5 protein-coding genes and 1 pseudogene are annotated in these 4,252 nt (G+C 65.1%); 1 reads left to right on the top strand and 5 read right to left on the bottom strand.

The features are described 5' to 3' along the window. The 5 genes and pseudogenes from MOV74_RS32435 to MOV74_RS32455 form a co-directional block, all read right to left on the bottom strand. Positions 1–533: pseudogene (locus MOV74_RS32435) on the bottom strand (VWA domain-containing protein); the annotation flags it as partial. Between the two features lie 138 nt (positions 534–671). After that, on the bottom strand, positions 672–1,595 hold the full coding sequence (locus MOV74_RS32440) for a MoxR family ATPase (protein WP_246931072.1): 924 nt from the start codon (positions 1,593–1,595) through the stop codon (positions 672–674). Positions 1,596–1,657: 62 nt separating this feature from the next. Beyond that, on the bottom strand, positions 1,658–2,464 hold the full coding sequence (locus tag MOV74_RS32445; RefSeq protein ID WP_246931073.1) for a xanthine dehydrogenase family protein subunit M: 807 nt from the start codon (positions 2,462–2,464) through the stop codon (positions 1,658–1,660). Between the two features lie 27 nt (positions 2,465–2,491). Beyond that, positions 2,492–2,977: a (2Fe-2S)-binding protein gene (locus MOV74_RS32450; RefSeq protein WP_212081488.1), complete on the bottom strand. Its 486-nt coding sequence runs from the start codon at positions 2,975–2,977 to the stop codon at positions 2,492–2,494. Positions 2,978–3,112: 135 nt separating this feature from the next. Next, complete coding sequence (locus MOV74_RS32455) at positions 3,113–3,559, bottom strand: carbon monoxide dehydrogenase subunit G (RefSeq protein WP_246931074.1); 447 nt, start codon at positions 3,557–3,559, stop codon at positions 3,113–3,115. Positions 3,560–3,728: 169 nt separating this feature from the next. On the opposite strand from MOV74_RS32455, the gene MOV74_RS32460 reads away from it, so the two are divergent. Further along, positions 3,729–4,252: lyase family protein (locus tag MOV74_RS32460; RefSeq protein ID WP_246931075.1), on the top strand; the 524-nt coding region annotated here is incomplete at its 3' end.

Below are 4,252 nucleotides of genomic sequence, written 5' to 3' on the forward strand. Positions count from 1 at the left end.
GGTCGGTGCCGGCGCGTCAGGAGCTCGGCCTGCGGCAGCCGCATCCGCTCGACGGCACGCAGCGCCTCGGTGATCTCGGCCGCACTCATCTGCGCGAAATCCTTCTTCTGGAGGATTTCCTTGTCGGAGACCGACAGGCGCAGATCCTGCTCCTGATGCTGCGGCGTCTCGGTCATGCGCGGCCGCGACATCGCCTCCTGCACGCGGCGCGAGCCGGCCTGCGGCTTTTTCTTGGCCTCGTCCGGCAGCGGCACCGAATCGAGCATGTGCTTCCATTCCTCGGAGGCGCGGAAGAACAGGTTGAAGGCTTGCTTGAAGATCAGCGCGTGCTCGTGGCGCTTGACGAAGATCGCCTCCAACGTCGTGAAGACGTCGGCACGGTTGCCGATGTCGATCACTTGCAGCGCGCTCATGGCATCAATGACGGCGCCCGGGCCCACCGGCATGCCCGCCGAACGCAGCGCGCGGGCGAAGCCGACGATGTTGTCGGCGAACTGCTCGGTCTGCTCGGGGGCAAGGTGGTTGATGGCCATGGTTCAACACTCTCAGCCGTCATTCCGGGGCGCGCCCCTTGGCGCGAGCCCGGAATCCATAACCACGATCGGGAGTATGGATTCCGGGCTCGCGCTACGCGCGCCCCGGAATGACGAGTTCATTATGACGCACGCGCGTCAATTCTCGCTCGTCGCTTCCTTCAGCACCTTCTGCAGGGTGTCGCCCTGCATCCGGGTGATGTCGTCCTGGTACTTGAGCAGCGCGCCCAGCGTGTCGCCGACCACTTGCGGGGTCAGCGAGCGGGCGTCGAGCTCAGACAGCGCGGTGGCCCAATCGATGGTCTCGGCGACGCCCGGCGACTTGTAGAAATCCTGGTTGCGCAGCGCCTGGACAAAGCGCACGACCTGCTGCGACAGCTTCGCGGAGATGCCGGGCACGCGCGACTTGACGATCGCGAGCTCGCGCTCGGCGGCGGGATAATCCACCCAGTGATAGAGACAGCGCCGCTTCAGCGCGTCGTGGATCTCACGGGTGCGGTTGGAGGTGATGATGACGATCGGCGGGCTCGGCGCCTTCACCGTGCCGAATTCGGGGATCGTCACCTGGAAGTCGCTGAGGATTTCGAGCAAGTACGCCTCGAACGCCTCGTCGGCGCGATCGAGCTCGTCGATCAAGAGCACCGGTGGTCCGGCCACATCAGGCTCCAGCGCCTGCAGCAATGGCCGCTTGATCATGTAGCGGTCGGCGAAGATGTCGCTCGAGAGCTGGTCGCGATCGGTGTCGCCGGCGGCTTCCGCCATCCGGATCGCGATCATCTGCGCGGCGCTATTCCACTCGTAGACCGCGGAGGAGACGTCGAGGCCTTCGTAGCACTGCAGGCGGATCAGCTTCCGCCCCAGCGCCGCCGAGAGCACTTTTGCAATTTCGGTCTTGCCGACTCCGGCCTCGCCTTCCAGGAACAGCGGCCGACCCATGCGCAGCGAGAGATACGTCACCGTCGCCAGCGACCGCTCCGCGAGATAACCGCGCGATGTCAGGAGTTCGAGCATCGCATCGACCGATGCCGGCAAAGCACCGGAAGAATTGGCCGCTGAAGTCATGAAAAAGCCAGTCTCGCTACGCCCTCACCGGGGACAAGTTTGGGCCGAGGCGTGAGATCACCTCACTCCTTGGCGTTGGCGGCATCGACGGCGCGGCGCGTCAGCACGCCGATGAGATGCGCGCGGTACTCGGCGCTGCCGTGGATGTCGCTGTTGAGGCCTTCGGCCGGCACCTCGATGCCGTCAAGTGCCTTCGCGGCGAAGCGCTTCTTGAGCGCCTCCTCGAACGCGCTGACACGGAATACGCCTTCGGAGCCGGCGCCGGTCACGGCAACCCGCACATCAGAGGGACGCCGTGCCACAAACACGCCGACCAGCGCATAGCGCGAGGCCTGGTTGCGGAATTTGATGTAGGCCGCCTTCTTGGGCAGCGGGAACATCACCTTGGTGATGATCTCGTCGGCTTCCAGCGCGGTCGTGAACAGGCCCTGGAAATACTCCTCGGCCTTGAGGCGGCGCTTGTTGGTGACGATGGTCGCGCCCAGCGCGAGCACCGCGGCCGGATAGTCCGCGGTCGGATCGTTGTTGGCGAGCGAGCCGCCGATCGTGCCCTTGTGACGCACGGCGGGGTCGCCGATTCCGCCGGCAAGATTCGCCAGCGCCGGGATCGCCTCGCCGACGATCGCGGAGGTGGCGACCTCGGCGTGCCTGGCGGTGGCGCCGATCACCAGCGAACGCCCCTTCATCTCGATCGTGTCGAGCCCCTCGATATGGGAGAGGTCGACCAGGTGCGGGGGGCTGGCGAGGCGCTGCTTCATGACGGGAATCAGCGTGTGGCCGCCGGCGATCACCTTGGCGTCTTCGTTCTTCACCAGGAGGTTGGCGGCCTGCCGAACGGTCCCGGGGCGATGGTATTTGAATTCGTACATCTGAATGTCCTGATCGCGGGATGCGCGTTACGCGAGGTCGGATTTCGCCATCGCCTTGGCGCCGGCGGAGATCGAGGCGACGATGTTCTGGTAGCCGGTGCAGCGGCAGAGATTGCCTTCTAGTTCTTCCCGGATCGTATGGTCGTCGAGCTCGTTGCCTTTGCGGTGCACGATGTCGATCGCGGTCATGATCATGCCCGGCGTGCAGAAGCCGCATTGCAGGCCATGGTGCTCGCGGAAGGCCTCCTGCATCGGATGCAGCGGCGCGCCGTCTGCGGCCAGCCCCTCGATCGTCTTGACCTCGTGGCCGTCAGCCATCACCGCCAGCGTGGTGCAGGACTTCACGGCCTTGCCGTCGAGATGCACGACACAGGCGCCGCACTGCGAGGTGTCACAGCCGACATGGGTGCCGGTCAGGTGCAGATTCTCGCGCAGGAACTGCACCAGCAGGGTGCGGGGATCGACGTTGGCCGTGACAGGATTGCCGTTCACGATGAGGGAGATTTTTGCCATAAGCACTCTCTATCAGCGCCCCGACGGGTCCCATCGAAGCGGTTCTTATAATTATTCCAACCCATCATATGGGCCATTATGCCCCGGGGCAACATCGCCCGGGACGCAAGGCGCCATGCCGAAAGGCGATAGCCTTCAGCCCTGTACCGCCTTGGCGAAGTTCGCGAAAAACTCGTCGGCAAGTTTCTTGGCGGCGCCGTTGATGAGGCGCTGGCCGAGCTGCGCCAACTTGCCGCCGATCTGCGCCTCGACCTCGTAGGAGAGCAGCGTGCCGCCGTCCTTCTCCGCCAGCTTGACCACCGCGCCCCCCTTGGCGAAGCCGGCGACCCCGCCCTCGCCCTCACCCGAGATCCTATAGCCGTTCGGCGGATCAAGATCGGAGAGCGTGACCTTGCCCTTGAAGCGTGCCGACACCGGGCCGACCTTCATTTTCGCCGTTGCGCGAAAGCCGCCGTCGTCGGTCCTCTCAAGCTCCTCGCAGCCGGGGATGCAGGCCTTCAGCACCTCGGGATCGTTGAGCTTGGCCCACACGGCCTCGCGCGGCGCCGCAAGCTGGACTTCGCCGTTCATCGTCATGGCCATGAGGTGCCTCCCGGATCGCGCAATTATAGTGCTGATCAAGTAACGCAGGGACGCGGCAAAGGAAAGGGCGCCGCTCGGTCAAGTGCAATGCATATTCGCAACTGCAAAAAGACGTGTGCGGGCGGTTGGGGATTGGCACAGCCGGGCCATGATGATTAGGTCGCGCGCAATGAGCACATCCCTCTCCCCCCTGCTCGCACCGATGCTGTCGAGCGCCGCCATGCGCGCCGTCTGCGACGACCGGTCGACCCTGCAGAACATGCTCGATTTCGAGGCAGCCTTGGCACGCGCCGAGGCCGCCTCCGATGTGATTCCGGCATCTGCGGTCGGCCCGATCGAGGCGGCGTGCAAGGCCGATTCCTTCGACATGGCCGCGCTGGCAGAGGCCGCGACGCGATCGGGCAATCTCGCGATTCCCCTGGTCAAGACGCTGACCGCCAATGTCGGCAAGGCCGACACGGAGGCCGCGCGCTACGTGCATTGGGGCGCAACCAGCCAGGACGTCATCGACACCGCGACCATGCTCACGCTTCGCGCCGGCATCGATACGCTGGACACCGACCTCAGCCGCGCCATCAAGGGCTTTGCCGCGCTGGCGCGCAACCATCGCAACACCGCGATGGTGGCACGGACCTGGCTCCAGCACGCGCTGCCGATGCCGTTCGGCCTGAAAGTCGCCGAATATGCGTCGAG

This window comes from Bradyrhizobium sp. SHOUNA76, assembly GCF_023006445.1.
Taxonomy (GTDB): domain Bacteria; phylum Pseudomonadota; class Alphaproteobacteria; order Rhizobiales; family Xanthobacteraceae; genus Bradyrhizobium.